General features: G+C 38.8%; 18 protein-coding genes. 5 read left to right on the top strand and 13 right to left on the bottom strand.

What is annotated here, in order from left to right:
- Nucleotides 1-15: 15 nt before the first annotated feature.
- From CDOM16190_RS07775 to tsaD, 4 genes are read left to right on the top strand one after another with little or no spacing between them, the layout of a single operon-like run.
- On the top strand, nucleotides 16-747 hold the full coding sequence (locus CDOM16190_RS07775; protein WP_170019869.1) for a phosphatidate cytidylyltransferase: 732 nt from the start codon (nucleotides 16-18) through the stop codon (nucleotides 745-747).
- On the top strand, nucleotides 741-1,835 hold the full coding sequence (gene dxr, locus CDOM16190_RS07770; RefSeq protein WP_170019867.1) for a 1-deoxy-D-xylulose-5-phosphate reductoisomerase: 1,095 nt from the start codon (nucleotides 741-743) through the stop codon (nucleotides 1,833-1,835). Before CDOM16190_RS07775 ends, dxr begins: the two co-directional genes overlap by 7 nt.
- A complete protein-coding gene (locus CDOM16190_RS07765; RefSeq protein WP_170019865.1) occupies nucleotides 1,836-3,080 on the top strand; it encodes a uracil-xanthine permease family protein in 1,245 nt (414 codons plus the stop codon).
- A gap of 2 nt (nucleotides 3,081-3,082) precedes the next feature.
- Nucleotides 3,083-4,084 (top strand): tRNA (adenosine(37)-N6)-threonylcarbamoyltransferase complex transferase subunit TsaD, encoded by a 1,002-nt coding sequence (tsaD, locus tag CDOM16190_RS07760; protein ID WP_170019863.1) that lies wholly within the window; start codon nucleotides 3,083-3,085, stop codon nucleotides 4,082-4,084.
- A gap of 24 nt (nucleotides 4,085-4,108) precedes the next feature.
- On the opposite strand, the gene CDOM16190_RS07755 is transcribed toward tsaD, so the two are convergent.
- The 6 genes from CDOM16190_RS07755 to topA form a co-directional block, all read right to left on the bottom strand.
- Nucleotides 4,109-4,966 carry a 3'(2'),5'-bisphosphate nucleotidase CysQ family protein gene (locus CDOM16190_RS07755; protein ID WP_170019861.1) on the bottom strand — a complete coding sequence of 286 codons (858 nt, stop codon included), beginning with the start codon at nucleotides 4,964-4,966 and terminating at the stop codon, nucleotides 4,109-4,111.
- Nucleotides 4,967-5,146: 180 nt separating this feature from the next.
- Nucleotides 5,147-6,421, bottom strand: a complete 1,275-nt coding sequence (locus CDOM16190_RS07750) for a citrate synthase (RefSeq protein ID WP_169975468.1) — start codon at nucleotides 6,419-6,421, stop codon at nucleotides 5,147-5,149.
- A gap of 15 nt (nucleotides 6,422-6,436) precedes the next feature.
- Nucleotides 6,437-7,609, bottom strand: coding sequence for a cation:proton antiporter (locus tag CDOM16190_RS07745; protein WP_170000823.1), 1,173 nt, complete (start codon nucleotides 7,607-7,609; stop codon nucleotides 6,437-6,439).
- A gap of 135 nt (nucleotides 7,610-7,744) precedes the next feature.
- Nucleotides 7,745-8,593, bottom strand: a complete 849-nt coding sequence (locus CDOM16190_RS07740) for a biotin synthase (RefSeq protein ID WP_170019859.1) — start codon at nucleotides 8,591-8,593, stop codon at nucleotides 7,745-7,747.
- A gap of 93 nt (nucleotides 8,594-8,686) precedes the next feature.
- Entirely contained in the window at nucleotides 8,687-9,199 is a 513-nt protein-coding gene (locus CDOM16190_RS07735) for a YfcE family phosphodiesterase (protein ID WP_170019857.1), read from the bottom strand.
- Between the two features lie 56 nt (nucleotides 9,200-9,255).
- Nucleotides 9,256-11,367: a type I DNA topoisomerase gene (topA, locus tag CDOM16190_RS07730; protein ID WP_502707518.1), complete on the bottom strand. Its 2,112-nt coding sequence runs from the start codon at nucleotides 11,365-11,367 to the stop codon at nucleotides 9,256-9,258.
- Nucleotides 11,368-11,524: 157 nt separating this feature from the next.
- On the opposite strand from topA, the gene CDOM16190_RS07725 reads away from it, so the two are divergent.
- Entirely contained in the window at nucleotides 11,525-13,084 is a 1,560-nt protein-coding gene (locus CDOM16190_RS07725) for a flagellin B (protein WP_170019853.1), read from the top strand.
- A 227-nt stretch (nucleotides 13,085-13,311) separates the two neighbouring features.
- On the opposite strand, the gene CDOM16190_RS07720 is transcribed toward CDOM16190_RS07725, so the two are convergent.
- Genes CDOM16190_RS07720 through pseB form a run of 7 tightly spaced genes read right to left on the bottom strand, consistent with a single transcriptional unit; the run spans nucleotide 13,312 to nucleotide 20,490 of the window.
- Nucleotides 13,312-15,357: a motility associated factor glycosyltransferase family protein gene (locus tag CDOM16190_RS07720; RefSeq protein ID WP_170019851.1), complete on the bottom strand. Its 2,046-nt coding sequence runs from the start codon at nucleotides 15,355-15,357 to the stop codon at nucleotides 13,312-13,314.
- Between the two features lie 13 nt (nucleotides 15,358-15,370).
- Nucleotides 15,371-16,390 carry a pseudaminic acid synthase gene (gene pseI / locus CDOM16190_RS07715; protein WP_170019842.1) on the bottom strand — a complete coding sequence of 340 codons (1,020 nt, stop codon included), beginning with the start codon at nucleotides 16,388-16,390 and terminating at the stop codon, nucleotides 15,371-15,373.
- Nucleotides 16,387-16,860, bottom strand: coding sequence for a UDP-4-amino-4,6-dideoxy-N-acetyl-beta-L-altrosamine N-acetyltransferase (pseH, locus tag CDOM16190_RS07710; protein WP_170019840.1), 474 nt, complete (start codon nucleotides 16,858-16,860; stop codon nucleotides 16,387-16,389). The genes pseI and pseH overlap by 4 nt, the downstream gene beginning before the upstream one ends.
- Nucleotides 16,857-17,714: a UDP-2,4-diacetamido-2,4,6-trideoxy-beta-L-altropyranose hydrolase gene (gene pseG / locus CDOM16190_RS07705; protein WP_170019838.1), complete on the bottom strand. Its 858-nt coding sequence runs from the start codon at nucleotides 17,712-17,714 to the stop codon at nucleotides 16,857-16,859. The genes pseH and pseG overlap by 4 nt, the downstream gene beginning before the upstream one ends.
- The gene (gene pseF / locus CDOM16190_RS07700) at nucleotides 17,704-18,384 is read right to left on the bottom strand and encodes a pseudaminic acid cytidylyltransferase (protein WP_170019836.1); all 681 of its coding nucleotides are present in this window, start codon (nucleotides 18,382-18,384) and stop codon (nucleotides 17,704-17,706) included. Before pseF ends, pseG begins: the two co-directional genes overlap by 11 nt.
- Nucleotides 18,381-19,508 carry a UDP-4-amino-4,6-dideoxy-N-acetyl-beta-L-altrosamine transaminase gene (gene pseC, locus CDOM16190_RS07695; protein ID WP_170019834.1) on the bottom strand — a complete coding sequence of 376 codons (1,128 nt, stop codon included), beginning with the start codon at nucleotides 19,506-19,508 and terminating at the stop codon, nucleotides 18,381-18,383. The genes pseF and pseC overlap by 4 nt, the downstream gene beginning before the upstream one ends.
- Nucleotides 19,495-20,490, bottom strand: a complete 996-nt coding sequence (gene pseB / locus CDOM16190_RS07690; protein ID WP_170019832.1) for a UDP-N-acetylglucosamine 4,6-dehydratase (inverting) — start codon at nucleotides 20,488-20,490, stop codon at nucleotides 19,495-19,497. The genes pseC and pseB overlap by 14 nt, the downstream gene beginning before the upstream one ends.
- Nucleotides 20,491-20,557 lie beyond the last annotated feature (67 nt).

Here is a 20,557-nt window from a genome sequence, read left to right as displayed (position 1 = left end):
AATTAAAGGAAACCCATGAAAACACGTATAATCACAGGAGTTGCATTATTTCTGGCGGTTTTAGCTATTTTTATCATAGATAGCTATCTTTTAAATTTCATAATTTTAGGCATTGTTTTATTCTTTTCATTTGTAGAAAGCGAAAAGCTTTATGGATTAAAAGAGAAGGCTTTGGTCATAATAGCTATGATTTTTTATCTTCTGGCTCCATTTTCAAACCCGGTATTTATAGCGATTTTAAGTGTTTTGTTGGTACTTAGCGTATTGGCACATTTTAAAAGCGAGAGCCTAAGATCGGTTTTACCTTTTTTATATCCAATGACGCCAATATTTCTTATTTGGATGCTCTATTCAGAATTTGGCATCGCATATCTTGCTTGGATGATTTTAACAGTCGTCGCCTGCGATAGCGGAGCCTACTTTATAGGCAAATTTTACGGCAAAAGAGCCTTTAGTCCAACCTCTCCAAATAAGACTTGGGAGGGTGTAGCCGGTGGAATTTTTGTGGGTTCTTTCGTAGGTGCTTTTTTTGGGTATTTTGTTACTGAAGATATTTTGCATAGCCTGCTTACAAGCCTTTTTGTAGCGGCATTTGGAGTGTGGGGAGATCTGTTTGAGAGCTATTTAAAGCGAAATGCCGGTGTAAAAGATAGCGGAGATATATTTCCAGGACACGGCGGAATGCTTGATAGGATAGACGGGTATCTGTTTGGCGTAGTTGCGATGCTTTGGATGCTTTCGTGGTAGTCTTAGGATCAACCGGTTCCATAGGCAAAACCAGCCTAAATTTGGCTGCTAAATTCGATATAGAAGTTGAAGCGCTTAGTTGCAACTCAAACTACGAGCTTTTAAACGAGCAAATTTTAAAATTTAATCCCAAATTTGTCTGTATAAATGATGAAAAGTTAGCCAAATTTGTTAAACATAAGCAAGTTTTTGTAGGAGAAAAAGGCATCTTAGATATGCTTGAAGCCTGCAAATCCAATCTTGTGATAAACTCTCTTGTGGGCTTTGCAGGGCTTGCTCCGAGTGTTAAAATCCAAAATTTAGGCAAAAAACTAGCTCTTGCAAATAAAGAAAGCCTTGTTGTAGGTGGTAAATTTTTAGACACAAAAGCGATAAATCCGATAGATAGCGAGCACTTCGGGCTTAAATTTCTACTTGAAAATAAAACTCCTGTTGATAGACTCATCATAACGGCAAGCGGAGGAGCGTTTTATAAAACGCCTATAAAAGCGCTAAAAAATGTAAAGGCAAAAGACGCGCTAAAGCATCCAAACTGGGATATGGGAGCTAAAATCACGATAGATAGTGCCACGATGGCAAATAAGCTCTTTGAGGTTTTGGAAGCCTTTTGGCTCTTTGGCACGGATAAGATAGACGCGGTGATCGAGCCAACGTCGATGATACACGCACTTGTGGCGTTTAAAGACGGCTCAACTAGCGCGCACCTTTCAAAAACCGATATGAGTTTAGCGATAGCGCATGCTATTTTAAATAAACGGGATTTAGGTTCGCAAATCACTGCAAGTTTAGATCTGCTCGCACTTAAAAACATCAAATTTCATAAGATAAATTTGAAAAAATATCCGATTTTTGCGCTTAAAGAGCAGCTTCTTAATAATCCTGATTTAGGTGTAGTTGTAAATAGAGCCAATGAGAGTTGTGTCTATAAATTTTTAAAAGGCGAGTGTGGATTTTTAGATATTTCAAGGGTAACTTTATCTGGCGTTAAGAAATTTCAAGATATCAAAATTTCAAATTTAGATGATGTTTTTGAAGTTGATAAAGAGGTTGAAATTTGGACGCAAAAAGAGCTTAGCAAAAGGAATTGAATGGAAAATAGGTATGAGGGATATAAATTTAGACTAAAAGACAGCCTAATAGGTGTTCAGTTTTTATTCGTGGCGTTTGGCGCGCTCGTTTTAGTGCCGATTTTAACGGGGCTTGATACCTCTGTGGCGCTTTTTACGGCGGGTATTGGAACCTTGCTTTTTCAGTTTGTTACACGCAAAAATGTGCCGCCGATCTTTTTGGCTTCTAGTTTCGCTTTTATTGCTCCCATTACTTTTAGTATCGAAAAATGGGGGATTTCCGCTACTATGGGCGGCATAGTATTTGCGGGATTTTTCTATGTGATTTTAAGTCTTTTGGTTAGATTTAAAGGGGAGTCGTTTTTGCATAAACTGCTTCCTCCTGTAGTTGTTGGGCCGGTGATTGTAACTATAGGACTTATTCTATCACCTGCGGCTGTTAATATGGCTATGGGCAAGGGAAATGAGGCTATGTATACTCAAAATGAGGCGATGATAGTAGCGTTTATATCATTGATTGCGACTATTTGCGTGATGATGTTTGCCAAAGGGATGTTTAGATTGATTCCGATTTTATTTGGAATTGTCGTGGGATATATCGTATCTTTTTTTATGGGCATGGTAAATTTTACTCCGATTTTTGAATCCGCTTGGTTTAGGATACCAAATTTCACCGCACCTACGTTTGAATTTGAGCCTATTATTTATATGATTCCTATCGCTATTGCGCCTGCTATCGAGCACATCGGCGATATGCTTGCCATCAGCAACGTCACTAAAGAAAATTTCTTAGAAAACCCTGGGCTTAAAAACACCCTTCTTGGTGACGGGCTTGCCACAAGCCTTGCGGCTTGCTTTGGTGGACCTCCAAACACTACCTACTCTGAAGTTACTGGAGCTGTTAGCATCACTAAAGCTTACAACCCGGCTATTATGACATTTGCTGCGATTACTGCAATACTGCTTGCCTTTGTAGGCAAACTTGGCGCAGTGCTTGCCACTATCCCGACTCCTGTTGTAGGTGGTATTATGCTACTACTTTTTGGTATCATCGCTTCTGTGGGTATTGAGACGCTTATCAAGCATAATGTCGATTTGGCAGAGCCAAGAAATATGATAATCGTAGCGCTTATTTTTGTTTGTGCTATCGGCGGAATGCTGCTTGACTTTGGTCTGGTTAGCTTTTCAGGCGTTGGTCTTGGAGCGGTAGTCGGCATAGTATTAAATTTAGTGCTGCCAAAAACCAAACATTATGAAGGATTTTAACGGTGATTTTAGGTATCGAAAGCAGTTGTGACGATAGCTCTGTTGCTTTGCTTGACATCAAAAGCTTAAAGCTTATCTACCATAAAAAAATTTCTCAAGACGAGCAGCATTCGAAATTTGGCGGAGTGGTGCCTGAGCTTGCCGCCAGGCTTCATACCGCCGCTTTGCCGAAGCTGCTTGAAGAGATAAGGCCAAATTTCAAGGACATCAAGGCTATCGCCGTGACAAACGAGCCGGGGCTTACCGTAAGCTTGGTGGGCGGAGTTAGCATGGCAAAGGCGCTTAGTATCTCGCTAAATGTGCCTTTAATAGCCGTAAATCACCTTATCGGACACATCTACTCGCTATTTTTAGAAAGCGAGGCACGCTTCCCGCTTGGGGTGATGCTTGTTAGTGGCGGACATACTATGATACTTGATATAGATGAAAAGGGTGATATCAAGCTGCTTGCTTCGACTATGGACGATAGCTTTGGCGAGAGCTTTGATAAGGTTGCTAAGATGCTTGATCTTGGCTATCCGGGTGGTGCAGAGGTCGAAAAAGCGGCTAAAAACGGCAAGGAAAGATTTAGCTTTACCGTGCCGCTTCTTGGAGATCCTCGCATGGCATATAGCTTTTCTGGGCTTAAAAATCAGGTTAGAGTCGAGATAGAAAAGCTAAAAGAGAGCGGAAATTTAAGCGAGCAAGATATCAGCGACATCTGCTACGCCTTTGAAAATGCCGCTTGCAAGCACATTATGAATAAGCTTGAAAAAGTTTTTAAAGAGCGAAAATTTAAACGTTTTGGTGTGGTTGGAGGCGCAAGTGCAAATCTAAATTTACGCTCAAGAATCGAAAATTTATGCTCTAAATTTGAGTGTGAGCTTCTGCTTGCACCGCTTAAATTTTGTTCTGATAATGCTGCCATGATAGCTAGAGCAGGGCGTGAAAAATACCTGAAAAAAGAGTTTGTGAAATTTAGCGAGCTAAAGATAAATCCGCGTATTAAATTTGATGAGGCTTAATAAACTCGCACAGTTTTGACTTGGTTAAATTTGCTCTTTTATAAAAGCTAAAATTTCATCTTTTTGGTCTAAAAACTCTTTTGAGATAACGACAAATTCATTGCTTTTTAAATTTGAAGTTTGATAAAGCGGTGGATTTTGAGTTTTTAGATCTATCATCACGGCACCCGCTTCGCTAGCTATAACTTCGCCTGCTGCATTATCCCAGATAGAACTTGGGCTAAATCTAGCGTAAATTTCAGCCATACCCTCAGCGATTTTGCAAAATTTGATAGCCGAGCTTAAGTGAAGAGGCTCTAAATTTAGCTTTTGGCTGAGTAGAAGCGGAATTTTGTTTTTGCCGTATCTGCTTATAGCTATTCGTTTTTGGGATTTGTTTGCTAAATTTTGCTTTGAAAATGAAGCGATCTGATCTTGAATAGAGCTAAAATTCTTAAGCTTTTCATAATGTGTGCCAAGACCTTTTGCGGCAAAATAAATTTCATTTGAGATAGGCACGTAAATCACTCCAAGAATAGGGCGATAGTTTTGAATAAGCGCGATACATACGCAAAATTCACCAACTCCGCTTATAAAGTCATTTGTGCCGTCAAGTGGATCGATGAGCCAAAATTCGCTTGCGTTTTCATCTAAAATTTTCTCTTCCGAGCAAATAGGCAAGCCGCTTTTGCTTAAAATTTCAAAAATTTTATCGTTTGAGGCTAAGTCCGCTTGGGTTACAGGCGATTTGTCGGGCTTTATGTAAATTTCGTAAGCGCGTGCCTCATCTTTTTTATTAATAGGCATTAAAATTTCGCTACTTTGATAAAATTTCAAAATCTCTTTTCCGCCCTCAAAGGCGGCGCTTTTGGCTAGTTCAAGTAAAAAATTCAGGTCTTTCATTTTAATCCAAATTTATAGATATGGCATAAGGCAATCAGCTTAAAAATTTAAACTTTGCCCACTTTGATTTTTATCAAAGGGGGGGGGGCGGTTGCTCAGAGTTACGAGGCCCGCTACGCCCCCTTTAACCCCCGCCTAGGGCGACGTTATAAGTTGCTGTGCTTTGCGCAGGTTTAAAAATCACTTCGGCGTTCGATTTGTCTCTCCGATATAAAGCTGTCTAGGGCGAACTATCTTAATCGTATCTTGCTCTTTTAGCTCTATCCACTGACTTATCCAGCCCGGAGTTCTTCCGATAACGAAAATAACAGCAAACATATCATTTGGTATAGACAGTGCCTTTAAGATAAGACCGGAGTAAAAATCCACGTTCGGATAGAGGTTGCGTGAGATGAAATACTCATCTTGAAGCGCGATCTCTTCGATCTTTTTGGCGATTTTTAAAAGCTCGGTATTGATACCGATCTCATCAAACAGCTGATCGCACATCTTTTTAAGCACTCTTGCGCGCGGGTCGAAATTCTTATAGACACGGTGACCAAAGCCCATGAGTCTAAATGGATCGTTTTTGTCTTTTGCGCGAGCGATGTATTTTTCTACATTTGCGACCGAGCCTATCTCCTCAAGCTGGCGTATGACGCCTTCGTTTGCTCCGCCGTGCGCCCAGCCCCAAAGCGCTCCGATACCTGCTGATATGCAAGCGTAAGGGTGGGCGTGAGTTGAGCCAACCGTGCGAACGGTCGTGGTTGAAGCGTTTTGCTCGTGATCGGCATGCAGCATAAATACAGTATCAAGCGCCTTTACTTCGATAGGTTTTAGATCCACATGCTCATATGGATAGCTTCTCATCATGTAGAGGAAATTTTCCGTAAAGCCGCGGTCTAAATTTGGATAAATGATCGGAAGTCCGCGAGAGTAGCGGTAGCTAAATGCTGCTATGGTAGGGATTTTGGCGATTATGCGCATAGCCATTTCGTGGTATTCTTCTGGTTTATCCATGTTAAGATGGTCAAAATAAAACGCACTAAGCGCAGAAACGCTAGCTTGCAAGATCGCCATAGGGTGAGCCTTGCTAGGAAAAGCGTCAAAAATTTTAAGCATGCCTTCGTGTATAAACGAGCGCTTTTTAAGCTCAAGCCTAAAATCATCATACTCTTTTTCGTTTGGAAGCTCTTTGTTTAAAAGCAGGTAAGCAACATCTAAAAATGTCTTGTTTTCGGCAAGATATGCTATGTCATATCCGCGGTGCATAAGCTCGCCTTTAAGCCCGTCTATGTAGGTGATAGATGAGCGACACATCGCGGTTGAGGTGTATCCGCGGTCAAAAGTAAACATGCCCGTATCTGTAAAAAATGTCGATATATCTATGACATCTGGCCCCATTGTGCCTTGTAAAATCGGAAATTCGTAGCTCTTGCCGTTTCTGTTGTCGGTAAGCGTAACTGTATTTGACATCCTGGCTCCTTTGGTTTACGTTTTTAAACTTTTATTTTTATAACCCATAATAATTTTAATACCTATGGTGACTATTATAGCCTGAGTTAGACTTGCTAGTATGAAAGAGAAATAAAAATTTTCACTGATATTGTTTGACTTGTGAGCTATGGTAGCAACAGCTATGAGAAGAGTAAGCGGCATAGAGTGAGATAGTGCATAAAGTATCATTTTTTTAAAGCCTAAGATATTTAAAAATACAAAGCTAGAAATAATCCTAAATCCTATCATTACTCCTACTATCAAAGCCGCATCTTTTACCACCCCATCTATCATAAAGGCATTTAATTTAAACGTAGATCCGATGTATACGAAGAATGTAGGTACTAAAAAGCCAAAACCAAAGCTTGCAAGCTTGTGAGGCAGGTCTTTTTTGTGATCAAAAAACGATGCGATAAAGGTTCCTGCGACAAATGCGCCAAACGCTATCTCTAAATTTAGATAGAGCATCAAAGCGATTATGCTGAAAAATAGTGCCATACAGAGCCTAATATCTCTTTCTGAGTTATCGTAATACGGCATTAAGATCACTTTAAGTTGAGGATACCACCAGAATAGAACATTTAAAATTTTAAATCCTATCATACTAAATATTAAAAATCCTACTAAATATATGATAGAAAATAGTAGCTCACTACCTGCTCCAAATTTCATATAAGCGCCCACAAATGTAAGCAAGATGATGCTAATAACCTCTCCTATGGAGGCTATTAGCATGCCTATATTTAGCCACTCTTCTTCTCTGCCGTACTCTTTAAAGAGTGTAAATATCATGCCGACTGCCATAATAGGGATAATTAAAATAAACAATCTGTTTAAATCAAATCCAAAGGTAAGAAGTGCCGAGAGCAGGTATAGTATCAAAATATAGACAATTCCGGCTTTTAAAATCTTTTTGTCGATAGTAAAAAAGAGCTTAAGATCGACTTCTGTGCCCGCAAGAAACATAAGATAAAAAAATCCTACTTCGCTAACTATATGAAAGATGTCGTTATATCCTATTAGTCCTAGATAACCTGCTATAGAGCCTAAAATAATCTCAATAGGAGCGATTGGAATTCTTAGAATTTTTGAAAAATATGGTGATGTAAATATGATAAATGCTAAAACAATAAGTATGCTAAGTCCGCTTGCTCCGTCTGTTTGCAAAACCAAATCACCTTGTGTTTAAATATTAAGCTTAAAAAACAAAAATTATATCTTAAGGTCGGTTATGTTTTTATTAATGAGCCAAACTTAAATTTGATGGTTTTAAGTTCGGCTTTTGACTTATTAAAAGAAATTTCAGTGGCAGATTGAGGCGAATTTAAACCCTCTTTTTTTAAGCTCTTCTATGTCGCGACTTGCTATTTCACCCTTGGTTGTTAGGTAGTCTCCTATGACTAAGGCTTCGGCACCATGATCAAAGACCTCGTATTGTCTATCACCTAAAATTTTCTCCCTTCCGCCAGCTATCATTATGCGAGTATTAGGCAGAGCTTCTTTAGTATCTCGTACTATTTTTAAGGCTTCTTGCACGCTTAGCATAGGTTGTTTTACTGGTAGGGCGGGGTGTGGGATAAAGAAATTTATAGGGCTTGAAAATGGCTCAAGCTCTTTTAGGCTGTTTCTAAAGCTAATTCTATCCTCGTTACTCTCTCCAAGTCCGTAAATTCCGCCCGTGCAAAGCATAAGACCGGCTCTTTTTGCATTTAAATTTGTTTGAAATCTATCATCCCAACTGTGAGTCGTGCAAATTTTAGGAAAAAATTCGCGAGATGTTTCTAAGTTGTGGTTGTAGCTAAAAACTCCTGCATCTTTTATCTCTTTTAACGCCTCGTAGCTAGCTTCTCCGTTGCAAGCTATAATCATTAGTCCTGGAATCTCTTTTTTAATTTGTCTTGCCGTGCGAGCTATAAATTCGACCTTTTTTCCTTCAAGCTTGCCAAGTCCTCTGCCTGATGTGACCAGACAAAAACCTAATGCATGATTTTTGGCTGCCATTTTTGCCTCGGCGACTACCTGCTCCGTAGATTTTAATGAGTAAATTTCTATGTCGGTTTTTATTTTAGCACTTTGCGTGCAGTAGCCGCAATCCTCTGAACAGTTTCCAGAGCTAACGGAGCAAATAGCGCATAACATTATTGTTTTCATATTTTATTCCTCGTAAATAAGGGATTTTAGTTTAAAATAGCCAGCAATTATACAAAATCAAATTTAAACCGGCTTTGAATTGAAGATATAAATTTAGCCCAAATTTACTTCAATCTCATTAAATTTTTCATCTTGAGGAGTTTTTATAAATTTAAAAACTTGGAAATTTTTATCTTGACAGCAAAGTAGGGCAAAAGTAAAATTCCCATATTTACGTCCGCAAATTTCACCCGGATTTATGAAAAGAGAATCATTGTTTAACACCGCTGTAAAACTATGAGTGTGCCCAAAGACGATTATATCGGTATTTGCAGATAGAAATTTAGGATGGTGCATGAGCTTGATTGTTAGATTTTCAAAGTTAAATATATGAGGTTCGTTAAATAGTTCGAATTCCTCTTTAAATTTAGCCAAATGGTAGTCATTGTTGCCCAAAACCGCTGCATAAGGCAAATTTGAGTTTTTTAGATCCTTTAGCGTCTCAAGCTCAACGATATCTCCGGCATGAAGGATCAAATTTACTTCGTGCCCTTTTAATATCTCAATCGCTTCACGTGCGATTTCCGGTCTAAAATGAGTATCGCTTATTAGACCTATTTTTACCATTTTATCCCCTTGTTAATAGCTTTAGCTAAAACGGTTTAAAGGTGGATAGAATGGAGTTAGCCCTCTATCTGCACCTTTTGCTTACACTTAGTGCACTCGTGAAACGTTCCTTTTTTTAGCTCTTTTTTGATCATATCTCCGCCACACTCAACGCATTTATCGGCTACTGGTTCGTAGTTTGAGACGAAATTGCATTTAGGATAGTTAGAGCATCCATAAAATTTACCTCGCTTGCTTATTCTCTCTACGATATCGCCTCCGCATTTTGGACATGGCACATCTATCTTTTTTAGCTCTTTTTTTGGCTTTGGTGCATCTTGCGATTCTGTGCCTAAGGCTTCTTTTTCGCTTTTAATATTGCGTGAGTATTTGCATTTTGGGAAATTTCCGCAAGCTATAAATTCACCAAATCGCCCTTTTCTAAGAAGTAAATCGCCACCGCATTCAGGGCATTTTTCGCCGATCGGAGTTGCTACTTTTTGGCTCTTTATGTTTGTTTTGCCGCTTGAGATTTTTTCCATGAATGGATAGTAAAATTCGCTTAAAAGCTTTTGCCAATCAATCTTATCCTCAGCCACGCTGTCAAGCTTTTCTTCCATAACCGAGGTAAATTCGCTATCTACTATATCGCTAAAATGCTCTTCAAGCACACCCATCATAGTAAATGCTATCTCGTTTGGTATGAGCTGCTTTTTTTCCACTCTCACGTAGTCTCGAGAGGTTAGAAGTGAGATGGTCGGCGCATAGGTGCTTGGGCGTCCGATTCCAAGGCTTTCAAGCTTTTTGACAAGTCCGGCTTCAGAGTAGCGGCTTGGCGGCTCGGTAAAGTGCTGGCTGCTTGATATACTTTGCAAGCTCATTTCATCGCCGATATTTAAATTTGGCAAAATTTTATCCTTATCTAAATCCCCATAAGCTTTATAAAATCCGTCAAATAGCACCTTTCGTCCGCTTATTTTAAATTCGCCTTTGCTTCCTTCTACAAAGACATTTTGTGTTTGGCTCACACTTGCGCTCATTTGACATGCCAAAAAGCGGTTATATATTAGAGTATAAAGCTTAAGCGCGTCTTTTTCTAAAAATTTAGCCGCGATTTCGGGAGTAAAGCTTAAATTTGTAGGACGTATCGCCTCGTGAGCTTCTTGTGCGCCTTTGCTTTTGGTAGCGTAAATTTTAGCCTTGCTTGGCAGGTATTTCTCTCCGTATTCGCTTTTAATAATCTCTCTTGCGGCTTCAACCGCTTCTTTGGCTAAATTTAAGCTATCGGTTCTCATGTATGTTATCGCACCCATAAAGCCTTCGTGAGTCTCAACGCCCTCGTATAAATTTTGTGCTATCATCATAGTTTTTTTAGGGCTAAAGCCAAGGCGATTACTTGCGCTTTGCTGAAGTGTTGAAGTCATGAATGGAGGTTGAGGCTCGGTTTTGCGCTCTTTACTTTCGATTTCGCGAATTTTAAATTTGTCGCTTTTTAAATTTTCTACTATGTATTTTGCTCGGTCGGGATTGGTTATGGTTAGTTTTTCTATTTTTTGGTTTTCAAATTTAATGAGTTCGGCTTCTAAATCTTTTTTAAATTTCGTGTCTATCGTGTAGTATTCTATAGGTTTAAACGCCTTAATTTCACGCTCGCGGTCAACTATTATCTTTAAAGCCGCACTTTGCACGCGTCCTGCGCTTAGTCCTTTTTGAATTTTTAAATTTAAAAGCGGAGAGAGTTTATAGCCCACTATGCGGTCAAGCAGTCTGCGAGCTTGTTGGGCATTTACGCTATCCATATTTATTGTGCGAGGGTTTTTAAGCGCAACATCGATAGCGCTCTTTGTTATCTCGTGAAAGACTATTCTAGGCAAGCTTTCTGGCTTTTTGCCTATTGCCATTGCGATATGATAGGCTATAGCCTCTCCCTCTCTATCTTCATCAGTTGCTAGATAGACTTGATCTGCGCTTTTGGCAAGCTCTTTTATCTCTTTTACGACTTTGGAGTGATCGGCGCTTACTTTATACTCGGGAGTGAATTTGTCATCTTCTATCTTTATGCCAAATGTTGTTTTAGGAAGGTCTCTTATGTGGCCTTTAGAAGCGATTACATCGTAGTCTTTACCTAAAAAATTTTTTATCGTCTTTGCCTTGGCGGGCGACTCTACGATGATTAAGTTTTTCATCAATATATACCTTTTATAAATTTTGAAGTAATTGTATCAAAAAAAATATACAAAAATAAAATTTAAATTTTTCTCTCAACCGCTATAAACTTTTTTTTAAAACGCACGATATAGTTTTTGTGCGACAAGATGTCGTAACTAAAAATTAAAAGGATTTAAAATGAGTTTTCGCATTAACACTAACGTAAACGCTCTTAACACACATGCAAACGCAGTCGGTAACAATAGAATGTTATCTAACTCTCTTGGTAGATTAAGCTCAGGCTTAAGAATCCAAACAGCAGCAGACGATGCTTCAGGTCTTGCTATCGCAGATAGCCTTAGAGCACAAGCAAGCTCTCTAGGTCAAGCTATAGCAAACGGAAACGATGCCATCGGTATCATCCAGGTTGCAGATAAGGCTATGGATGAGCAGCTAAAAATTCTTGAGACTATTAAAGTTAAAGCTACTCAATCAGCTCAAGACGGACAAACAACCCAGTCTCGCCAAGCACTTCAAGCCGATATCGTTCGCCTTATGGAGGAACTTGATAATATAGGTAATACAACATCTTTCAACGGTCAGCAACTGCTTAACGGAACATTCTCTAACAAAGAGTTCCAAATCGGTGCTTACTCAAACCAAACTGTTAAAGCAAGTATCGGTGCTACAACATCAGACAAGATCGGCTTAACAAGATTTGAGAGCTCAAAGCTACTATCTGTTACAGCAAAAGGAGCAGTTAGTCTTACATTTCTAAATGTTGATGGAGTAAATAACGTAAAAGTAGCGGCTGCTGTCTTATCGTACGGTCTTGGAAAAGGTGTAGGAGTATTGGCTGAAAATATCAATAAGGTAGCCGATAGAACAGGAGTTAGAGCAACATTTGACGTTACTATGATAGCTGCAAAAGCAATAACAGCAGGATCAATAAAGTCTCTTAATATAAATGGTGTCAAAATAGGCGACCTTGATATCTTGGCAGGAGACTCTAATGGAACTCTTGTAAATGCAATAAATAAGGTAAAAGATCAAACAGGTGTTGAAGCTTCTGTAGATACCGAAGGCAAACTAGTTTTAACAAGTCGAGAGGGTCGTGCCATAAGAATATCTGGTGGTGTAGGAGCAGAGAAAGCAGTAGTTAAAAGCCTTGGTTTTTCAGAAAAAGTGGCTGGAGTTGTGGATGTAGATAAAGGTATGTTTCTGGGTAGGATAAATTTAGTTCGCCTAGACGGTAGAGATATAAAAATAAAATCTGCTGATAGTACTGGTAAATTTTCAGTAGCATTCAGCTCTACTACTGCTGGCGGTAAAACAGGTGACGGAGGTAATCAAGCTTCTGTTTCACTAAGAGATATCAAAGGTCAGATAGATCCTCAACTAGCAGCCGCTATGGGCTTTCAAAGAATGACCAGTGCCGTAATGACATCGGCTCAATCTGCAGGCGTAATGACTCTAAGAGGTGCGATGGCGGTTATGGATATAGCCGAGTCTGCTCAACGTACACTTGACTTCATCCGCTCTGACCTAGGTTCTGTTCAAAATCAATTAATAGCAACAGTTAATAATATAACAGTTACTCAAGTAAACGTAAAATCAGCAGAGTCTCAAATAAGGGATGTTGATTTCGCTGCTGAATCAGCTAACTTCTCTAAATTTAACATCCTAGCTCAATCAGGAAGTTATGCTATGAGTCAAGCTAACGCTGTTCAACAAAACGTTTTAAGACTACTTCAGTAGTATTAAAACGTTTCTACGCGAAGTAAAAGCCTTAATGGCTTTTACGGAGCTGGAAAAATGTTACTTAAAGCCCTGCAAAGAGCTTTAGATTTATAAGCAGTGCAGGATTAATTCTAAAATATCCAGCCTTAAGCTTTCCGACTTAAGGCTTTCTTGTAATGTGTTAAGATAGCTTAGTTGTTAAAACTCAAAATCTTAAGCCTAGTCAATTAGGCTTAAGATTTTTATCATATTTGAAATTTAAAATTTTCTTTTGCTTTACTAAAATCTGATTTTTCGATCAATCCACGTTTTTTAAGCTCTTTTATTAAATTTCTTGAAGCTTTTTTGGTGGTCTCTATATCGGCATTTAATCCGCCTGCAACAGAAAATAGCCAATACTTGTGAATTTCAACCCATTCGATAAGTTTGTTTACTTTCTCTATGGTGGTGTCACTTGGCGCAACTGCGATCTTGGCGAGCTCTAATTCTTGATAATAGATAGATATAGATATTATATTTTCGAGATATTTTTGGTATTTTACTTTGGTTATTATGTCTTTTGTTTTGTCTATTTGATTTGAAATTTTAATTAATTTAGAAAATAGATTCTCGCTAACTTTATGTTCATCTCGTAGCTTTATAATGCTATCTATTTGTGGAGCTATTTTTAAAAATACTTCTTCAACTTTGCTTTTTACAAACTCTTGGGTTTTTATTTTTTGAGATATCGTTTTATATGCTTGCATAAGATACTTATTTGCTCTTTTTTCTTTAACTTCATTTATGTTTGGAAAATCTTTAATTTTTTTATCTTTGCAAAGCTTACTCATCACTTCTAAAAACGGCTTTTCAATAGCGCCTTCTATTCTAGCTCCGCCTTCGGTGCAATTGTATGTGACAATGTCTTCTTTGCCACACTCTTCTATATCTTTTTCAAATTGGTTTTTAAATTTGTCCCATATATAAGTAGTTCTTACCTCGCCTTCTCCGCCATAAGCTTTGGTATACAGGTGCTCTTCTGCTTGAGCAAATGCATGACCTGTTGCGTGTGATTTGCCATCAGGAGCAAAGGCTAAGTCCTGACCTATCAATACTATATTTTTATGTCCTAGTGCATAGGCCAGTTGGTAAGCTTGGTTGGCAGTGGAATGTCCTATGCCAAGATATCCGTAGTCTTTTAAGTTGAATACAAGCTCACTTGTTTGAGGTCTCATGGTTAGAGTAAGTCTTCGTGGCAATATATTTTTTATAGTTTGCTTGTGAGTTAGTGAAGCGACTATAAAATATATATCTTTATCAAATTTTCGGTATCGTTTTTTAAAAAAGCTTGAAGTTGCTACAACTCTTTCGATAGATGTTACGTAATCGGGCTTTATGCCATGCTTTAATAGTATAGGATAAGAGGCATCAAGGCTGATGACCGTGACGTATGGAGCGAATTTTTTAAGCGTTGCAAGCTGTTTATCAAGACTGGGTCCTGTCGATACAACTATGGCTGTATCCATTAGTTTGTAGCGCTTTTTAACAAGATCGACATAAGAGTATCCTGTTATCATGGCAGGCAAATTCTCTATATGGTGCTTTACTCCGATAAGCATATCATCTATACTATTTCCGTTGCTTACTACCATTTGTGATATTGCTTTTGTAAACTCTTGATTTATTCTTTTATAATCATCTGCGAAGAAGTCATAAAAAGTCGTATGTATATGCAAATCGTAAAGCTTAGCATACATATTGAATTCGCTTTTAGCTACTAGATAATAAAACTGTGAATAGTTTGCAAATTCCGAATAAAACAGAGTTAGTCGCTCGTTAGCAAATTCGTTTGATAGATCTATTAAATTTAACACGATATAAATTATTTCTAGCTCTGGCTCAACTACGACTATTCTTTTGTGTGTTTCATTGCAAAGTAGAGCTTTATATAAAATTCCGTTGCCAAGTCCGTAAAAATACATAATCGGATAGCGCTTATACTGTTTTTCAAGACTTTCAAGCATATCGTGCGTGTCTTTTACGGGATTTTCGTATATGTATTTAAAGCTTTTGCTATCAATTATGTTTATATCAAGAGGGTCTTTTCCTATAAAAACCTCGTATTTGTCTTGAGCACCCATAGCAAAGAGCCTAGCGGCTAGAATTTCATCTTGCTGAAATAACGCTTGAAGGTTTCTTTCAAAGATAGGGTTTTGTATCTGCTCTGCTTGACTATCGGCTTTATTCTTAGCCTCTTTTGTGCTTAAATGACTTGTGTCTATTTTCTCTTTTTTGTCTATCTTTTTGCCCATTTTTTCTCCTTTTTTATAGATCCTCTTGTTTTATCGCTTCGCCAAATTCTATATCTCTTTTTGCCGTTTTTCCTATCAACTCTTTTTTAAATTTAGGATGAAGCCCATAGCTTGGACGCACGCTTTTTACGTTATCATCGCTAAAAATTTCTCCCGCTTTTATATCTTTGCTTGCATAAAGCGAGCGAGCAAATTTACGGCTTTCGCCACCTGAGATAAACTGCTTTTTACCAAGCAAGGCTTCAGCATCTCGCACTGCTTTTGCCATTTGCGCAAATTCTGTCTCATCAAGCGAAAAAGCGTCATCTACGCTTTTTACGTCTTTATTTAGTATAAAATGCTTTTCAACTATGCGTGCTCCCAAGCTTACCGCTACAACGGGCGCAACGATACCTAAAGTATGATCGCTAAAGCCTATTTGCACGCCAAATTCATCTTTCATATAAGGTATATTTAGCAAATTCATCTCATCTAACCTAGCAGGGTAGCTTGAAGTGCATTTTAAAAGAGCGATTTCGTTATTGCCCGTATTTTTACAAATTTGCACTATCTCTGATATCTCATCGCGCGTGGCAATGCCGGTTGAGATAATAAGCGGTCTGTTTTTTCGAGCCACATACTCTACAAAATCATAATCAACCGCTTCAAAGCTGGCGATTTTATAAGCGGGTGGGTTAAATTGCTCTAAAAAATCCACATCGTCTTTGCAAAACGGGCTTGAAAAGCAGATCAAGCCCTCCTTATGCGCAGTGTTAAAAAGCTGCTCGTGCCACTCTCTGGGAGTCATAGCTTGCTCGTAAAGTTCGTATAAATTTCTCCCGTCCCAAAGCCCGCCTCGTATCATAAAGTCTTCTTTTTGAGAATCTAGCGTAAGACTATCGGCAGTATATGTTTGTAACTTTATCGCATCGGCTCCGGCGCGTTTGGCTGCTTTTATGGTTTGAATCGCTGTCTCCAAGCTTCCTGAGTGGTTGGCTGAGAGTTCGGCGATGATAAATACGCTTTTATCTGTATCAAAATTTCCTATTTTCATATTGTTTTGCCTTGTAAATTCGCTTTTGTAAGCCTTAGATAGCTCATTTGATCATCTTTATCATAAATTTCAAAGCCAAATTTTTCATAAAGCGCAATGGCTTTTTCATTGAAATTATAAGCGCATGAATTGAGCCTAAAAACCTTTAGCTCGCTAAACGCATAGTTAATTATAATTTGCATTAATTTTACGCCTTGATTTTTTAAATTCGGATTTGCATAAAGTCCGAATTCACACTCCTCATCGCTTATGTTTATAAAGTCGATCACACCGATAAATTCGTCATTTTCCTTTACCAAAAAGTAAATTTTATCATGTGCGGTTTTTAAGTTTTTGATAAATTTAAGATGCTCGTTTAAGTTTATATTTTTTGAGCGCATAAATTTCGCTACTCGCTCATCGTTTCGCCAATCAAAAACCATCATCTTTTGCTCTTTTGTAAGCTCGGTAAAATTTATAAGACGGATCATATCTCCTCGCTTGTATAGGCTTTATATCCGTTTTCTATAAGCCATTTATACATCTGTTTTTGATTGTTTACAACCATAACCGCACTGAAATTTGCGCCCAAAACAAGCGCTTCATTTATAAGAGAACTTGCTGAAATTATAAGTTCTTTACTCTCGTTCATTAGCCTTGCGATTTGATTTGAGTCGGTAAAAAGAGTTAGGTTTTTATAGCTTTTCTCAAGCTTTTTAAGCGCGTTTAAATTTGCATTTGCACTTGTTGTAACAAGGACGATTTTTAAATTTTTTTCAAGTAGTTTAAGCGCTAAATTTGCACTCAAATTTTGTATATCTGTTCCGCCAAGTGCGATAAAAACGTCATAAATTTTCTCTCTTTTTATCTTTTTTTCTTGATAAAATTCATCTCTTACCAGCATAAATTCTTGCCCGCACCAAATTTCACAAGCGGGAGGCAGTAAATTTTCATATTTTTTAGCATTGGCAAATATGTTTACGTTTAATAAAATATCGCAAAAATGGCGCTTATACTCATCGTCAAAGCTTAAAATTTTAACTCCCGTAGCCTCTTTTATCGTCTTTTCATCTTCGTAGTTAATGCCGTAGTGATCAATGACAAGAAGTTCAAATTTATGATCGTTTATAAGACTTATTAGCTCATCTAAATCGTTTGTTTTAAGAGTAAAAACAGGGGAATTTATCTCGTTTATGAGCGAGCCTTCAAAATTTATGCAAGCAAAGCTGATGTCTTTGAATTTTTTTGCAAGAACAAGATCTCGCCTGATGTGTCCGTGTCCGATAGTTACGGAGCTATCGGCTCTTATCAGTGTTTTTAAATTTGCAAGTTTTTCAAAGCTCATGATTGATTCTATAAAGTTTTTGTGCGAACTCAAAATCTGCAAGCGTGTCAATATCACATACCAAGTGTCTTGGCAGGATAAATGCTCTGGAATGTGCCGCAAATATCGGCTTTTGCGCAAGCCACGCCTCGCGTTTTGCGAAATAAAACTGTCCTGCGTCGTGATACGCTCTTTCTAAATCTTGCGAGCGAGTGCTTAGATGTTGCGGATAAAACATATTTACCGCGCCTTTTTCATCAAGCCTGATTGCACGCTGGATAGGAAAGCTAAATTCGCAAGCGGAAAATAAAAACTCACACTTATTATCTTGAAATTTATCGTAAGCCTCACGCAAAATTTCAGCCGTTAAAAGCGGAGCCGTAGCATAAAGGCAACAGACGTTTTTAAAATTTTCGCCCATTTTAAGGCAGGCGTCTTTCATGACATCGCTTGTAGTCGCAAAGTCATCACTTAAATTGGCTTCTCGCATGAACGGCACTTTTGCGCCGAATTTAAGCGAAATTCTTGCGATATCTTCATCGTCTGTACTTACTATTACTTCGTCAAAAATGCCCGAATTTAGTGCACTTTTTATACTGTGAGCAATGAGCGGCAAGCCCGCAAAGTCTTTGATGTTTTTATGCGGTATCCGCTTGCTTCCGCCGCGAGCAGGTATGACGCAAAGATTCATATATCGCGCCTTTGATTTGAAAATTCGCTAAGCACCTCAAGCAGAGTATCGGCTACGAATTTTGCGTCATCCATGCTCATGCTCTGGTGGCACGGCAAACTAAGTTCGGCTTTGTAAAAATCCTCCGCCGTCTTTAGCTCGATCTCTCCGTAAAGCTTGGTATAAAAGCTAAACTGATAAGTCGGTTTATAATGCACTTGCACGCCGACACCTCTTAAATGAAGCTCTTTAAAAATTTCTTCTTTTGAATTCCAAAGATTGCTAAAAAGCAAGATCGGATAAAGATGACGCGAGCTTTTTTTGTTTTGAGGAATTTTTATAGTGCTAAAGTATGGATTTTTCTCAAATCTTTCGTCGTAAAACTGCGCTATACTCTCTCGCACAGCTATCATCTCATCAAGCCTTTTAAGCTGATTTAGCCCAAGCGCGCAAGCTACGTCGCTTAGGCGGTAGTTGTATCCAAGCAGGCTCATATCGCTGTGCCAAAGTTCGGTTTTAGAAATTCCGTGACTTCTATACAGACGCGCTTTTTTGGCTATCTCGTCGTCGTTTGTTACAAGCGCACCGCCCTCAAAAGTAGTGATAGGCTTAATCGCATGGAAGCTAAACACGCTTGCGTCCGCATGGCAGCCTACTTTAACTCCTTCTATGGTGCTACCAAGCGCATGTGAGGCGTCATCAAGCACTTTTATGCCTTTTGCGCGAGCTATTTTCATAATTTCTATTATATTTACGCCGTTTCCGCCAAAATCAACAGGAGTTATGACCTTTGTTTTTGAGGTGATGAGCTCAGAAAGTTTGTTTTCGTTTATATTTCCGTCAAATTTTATATCGCAAAATTTCACTTTTGCGCCGACCATAAGAGCTGCGTTTGCCGTTGCCGCAAAGGTTAAAGGCGTAGTTATAACCTCATCGTTTTCCTTGACGCCAAGAGCAAGATATCCGACGTGAAGCGCAGAAGTTGCCGAATTCATTACTACTGCGTGTTTTACTCCGACATATTCGCAAATGGCCGCTTCAAATTGAGCCACCTTATCTCCGCCTGTTAAAATTTCCGCTTGCATAGCTTCACAAACGGCTGCTATATCGCTATTTGTGATCTGTTGCTTGCTATAAGCTATCATTTATCATCTCCAAAAGACCCTCTTTATCAAGCCAAATCTTATTAGTATTTGAGCTGTATTCAAACCCGTCTTCTACAAGTTTGCCTCTTTCGCCAAGCGCATTTGTCGAAAAGTCTTGTATAGTCGCAAACTGAATGGACGGGCTTATCACGTAGTGGTCGCTAAATTCGTAGGTTAGGTGCGCATCGTCTTTTCCAACCATCACTTCATGCATTTTCTCTCCCGGCCTTATGCCTATGATTTTGACTTTAAGCTCAGGCGCAAGGGCGCGTGCAAGATCAAGCATGGTCATTGAAGGAATTTTAGGTATGAAAATTTCTCCACCCTTCATGCGCTCGAAATTTTTAAGAACGAAATTTACTCCTTGCTCAAGAGTGATCCAAAATCTCGTCATCTGCTCATGCGTTATAGGAAGCTCTTTTGCGCCTTCTTGAATGAGTCTTTTAAATAACGGCACTACCGAGCCTCGAGAGCCGACGACATTGCCGTATCTTACGACGCTAAAGCGAGTTTTTTTACTGCCTGCTATGTTGTTTGCCGCGACAAATAGCTTATCGCTAGCAAGCTTGGTCGCTCCGTATAAATTTACAGGATTGCACGCTTTGTCCGTTGATAGTGCGATCACTTTATTTACTCCGCAAGCAAAGGCTGCGTCAATGACGTTTTGAGCGCCGTTGATATTTGTTTTGATGCACTCCATCGGGTTATATTCGGCTATGGGAACGTGCTTCATCGCGGCTGCGTGAATGACAAAATCAACCCCGTCCATCGCGGTTTTAAGCCTCTTTTCATCTCGCACGTCGCCGATAAAATATCTCATTGCGGGATTTTTAAAAACTTGAGCCATTTCGTATTGCTTAAGCTCGTCTCTTGAGTAGATAATTAGCCTTTTTGGCTTAAAATTCTTAAGCAAAATTTCGGTGTATTTCTTACCGAAGCTTCCTGTTCCGCCGGTGATTAAAATATTTTTTCCGTTAAACATCTTTATTTCCTAAAAAGTTTATTTTATAAAGCTTAAGCAAAATATATACCAAAATTTAGCTCATCTG

This window comes from Campylobacter sp. RM16190 (assembly GCF_012978835.1).
GTDB lineage: Bacteria > Campylobacterota > Campylobacteria > Campylobacterales > Campylobacteraceae > Campylobacter_A.
Note: the sequence above shows the minus strand (reverse complement) of the source record. Positions and strands in the feature narration are given on the sequence as shown.

What these genes read in the sequence shown, in the direction of transcription:
- CDOM16190_RS07775 (WP_170019869.1), top strand. Translation starts at nt 16, where the DNA reads ATGAAAACACGTATAATCACAGGAGTTGCATTATTTCTGGCGGTTTTA.
- CDOM16190_RS07765 (WP_170019865.1), top strand. Translation starts at nt 1,836, where the DNA reads ATGGAAAATAGGTATGAGGGATATAAATTTAGACTAAAAGACAGCCTA.
- CDOM16190_RS07755 (WP_170019861.1), bottom strand. Translation starts at nt 4,966, where the DNA reads ATGAAAGACCTGAATTTTTTACTTGAACTAGCCAAAAGCGCCGCCTTT.
- CDOM16190_RS07750 (WP_169975468.1), bottom strand. Translation starts at nt 6,421, where the DNA reads ATGTCAAATACAGTTACGCTTACCGACAACAGAAACGGCAAGAGCTAC.
- CDOM16190_RS07740 (WP_170019859.1), bottom strand. Translation starts at nt 8,593, where the DNA reads ATGAAAACAATAATGTTATGCGCTATTTGCTCCGTTAGCTCTGGAAAC.
- CDOM16190_RS07735 (WP_170019857.1), bottom strand. Translation starts at nt 9,199, where the DNA reads ATGGTAAAAATAGGTCTAATAAGCGATACTCATTTTAGACCGGAAATC.
- CDOM16190_RS07725 (WP_170019853.1), top strand. Translation starts at nt 11,525, where the DNA reads ATGAGTTTTCGCATTAACACTAACGTAAACGCTCTTAACACACATGCA.
- CDOM16190_RS07720 (WP_170019851.1), bottom strand. Translation starts at nt 15,357, where the DNA reads ATGGGCAAAAAGATAGACAAAAAAGAGAAAATAGACACAAGTCATTTA.
- pseI (WP_170019842.1), bottom strand. Translation starts at nt 16,390, where the DNA reads ATGAAAATAGGAAATTTTGATACAGATAAAAGCGTATTTATCATCGCC.
- pseH (WP_170019840.1), bottom strand. Translation starts at nt 16,860, where the DNA reads ATGATCCGTCTTATAAATTTTACCGAGCTTACAAAAGAGCAAAAGATG.
- pseG (WP_170019838.1), bottom strand. Translation starts at nt 17,714, where the DNA reads ATGAGCTTTGAAAAACTTGCAAATTTAAAAACACTGATAAGAGCCGAT.
- pseF (WP_170019836.1), bottom strand. Translation starts at nt 18,384, where the DNA reads ATGAATCTTTGCGTCATACCTGCTCGCGGCGGAAGCAAGCGGATACCG.
- pseC (WP_170019834.1), bottom strand. Translation starts at nt 19,508, where the DNA reads ATGATAGCTTATAGCAAGCAACAGATCACAAATAGCGATATAGCAGCC.
- pseB (WP_170019832.1), bottom strand. Translation starts at nt 20,490, where the DNA reads ATGTTTAACGGAAAAAATATTTTAATCACCGGCGGAACAGGAAGCTTC.